Consider the following 1,889-nt stretch of genomic DNA (forward strand, 5'->3'; position numbering starts at 1 on the left):
AAAGAATGATCTATCATCATGATAATAAATATGAAATTTTTAATTAATGGGATAGTAATTTGTACCAAATAGTCACCAAAATTCTAGACACACATAATCACCTCCCTGCAGGGAGGTGATTAAATGATGTTATTTACATACTATCTCGGTTTGCAGGCTTTTTAAGATGGTTTGAAGAATTTCAATACGGGCCGCTAATTTATTGTCATTAGAAATAATATGCCAAGGCGCGTGTTCAGTGTTTGTATACTTAAACATATCGGATGCCGCCTGTAGATAAGCATCCCATTTATCACGATTTCTCCAGTCATCATCAGTAATTTTAAAGTGTTTTTGTGGTGTCTTTTGTCGCTTTTCAAACCTGATAAGCTGTTCATCTTTTGAAATGGCAAGCCAAAACTTTAAAACAATAGTATTGGTTTCTGTCAATTGCTTTTCATAGTGATTGATTTCTTCATACGCAGTTTGCCATTCAGCTTCGGTAATGAGGCACTCAATACGTTCAACAAGAACACGACCGTACCATGTTCGATCAAAAATATTAATTTCACCATTAACTGTATGCTTATTCCAAAAACGCCACAAGTATGGTCTTAATTTTTCGAAATTTTCCGGCGCAGAAATACTGTGAATACTATATTCATAAGGATCTAAATATTTGATAAGGCGTTTGATTGAACTGCCTTTACCAGCAGCATCCATGCCTTCAAATGCGAAGACCACGTTTTTAGATGAAAAACGTAAAGCTTCTGCCACTTTGTGTTCCAGTATTTTAATCATTTTTTTGTACTGTACACGCTCAATATCTCCCTTTGAAATTTGTGTCAATAATGGAGAGAGAGCTGCTGGCTGATAATCCAGACTGGCATTCTTGGGCGGGGCTGTATTCTTAAGATGAGATAAAACAATATTGGCAAAGGCAAGATTTCTTTCTTTGTTATTCTGACTATCAATAATATACCAATCATCAGTGAACTGTTTTCTATAGAAATTAATTTTATTATATAGATCTTTTGTTTTCCATTTTTCTATTGGAAAGTTGTCCCAAGAGTGATTGGGAACTCTTTGAAAAGCTCTGTTTAAATTTAAGTCGGAAACTCGAATTTTAATAGAACTCCAAGGTAAATCGAACCATACTTTAACTATGTCAATATTATTGTTTTTTAAATAATTTTCAAATATATTAATTTTTTCTAAATGTTCTTTAAAATAATAATCTGATTTTTTTGTGTTTTCATAGAGTGTTGACGCTAGTAAATCAGTATACCAATTCCCATAAAATGTAACAATTTCTCCTCTTTTTGGTATGTCATTGATATATGGTGACCAAATTAATGAGTTTGATTTTATTTTATTTGGGAGATCAGCTTTTATTTTTAAATAACGAGGATCCATTAGTTCGGATAATTTTTTTATAGCGTTGGATTTTTTTGTTAATTCAATTCCGCCAATGATTATTAATAGGCTTTTTGAATTTTTATTATTTTTTGAATTTTTAAAATTATATTGTGCTTCGATTAAATCTAGGGAGAGTTGTTGGTTTTTCATTTAAAGCCTAAGTTTTGTAAAATTAATCAATTAAAATAAATTGATTTATATCCTGAGTCAACATTAACTTTGATTCAGTAAAGTTGTTTAAAAAAAACTTTTTTTTAAAAAGATAATTGGAAATCAGAGGGCTTTGTTGCACAAAGATTTGAAATGCAAAGCGCCCCTAATTGAGCCAAATTTAAGGCGTAACTTGGGTAAGTGGTCGACCTAATTCCGTAAATCTGTTAAGGACTGCTACACGTGCATGGATTTCATTCACTTGGCTATCAAAACTCCTTGCGCTGAGTTTATCTCCTAATAATTTGATGCAATGCATCTTAGTTTCAACCAAACTTCGA

At 31.9% G+C, this 1,889-nt stretch carries 1 protein-coding gene and 1 pseudogene; both read right to left on the reverse strand.

Features of this window, described 5'->3' with window-relative positions; genetic code table 11:
- Positions 1-129 precede the first annotated feature (129 nt).
- The gene (locus tag DPG01_RS18295; protein ID WP_074947953.1) at positions 130-1,548 is read right to left on the reverse strand and encodes a phosphate--AMP phosphotransferase; all 1,419 of its coding nucleotides are present in this window, start codon (positions 1,546-1,548) and stop codon (positions 130-132) included.
- Positions 1,549-1,729: 181 nt separating this feature from the next.
- A pseudogene (locus DPG01_RS18300) lies at positions 1,730-1,889 on the reverse strand (IS5/IS1182 family transposase); the annotation flags it as partial.

Source organism: Acinetobacter sp. WCHAc060042 (assembly GCF_003231195.1).
In the GTDB taxonomy this organism is placed as follows: Bacteria; Pseudomonadota; Gammaproteobacteria; order Pseudomonadales; family Moraxellaceae; genus Acinetobacter.

What these genes read in the sequence shown, in the direction of transcription:
- DPG01_RS18295 (WP_074947953.1), bottom strand. Translation starts at nt 1,548, where the DNA reads ATGAAAAACCAACAACTCTCCCTAGATTTAATCGAAGCACAATATAAT.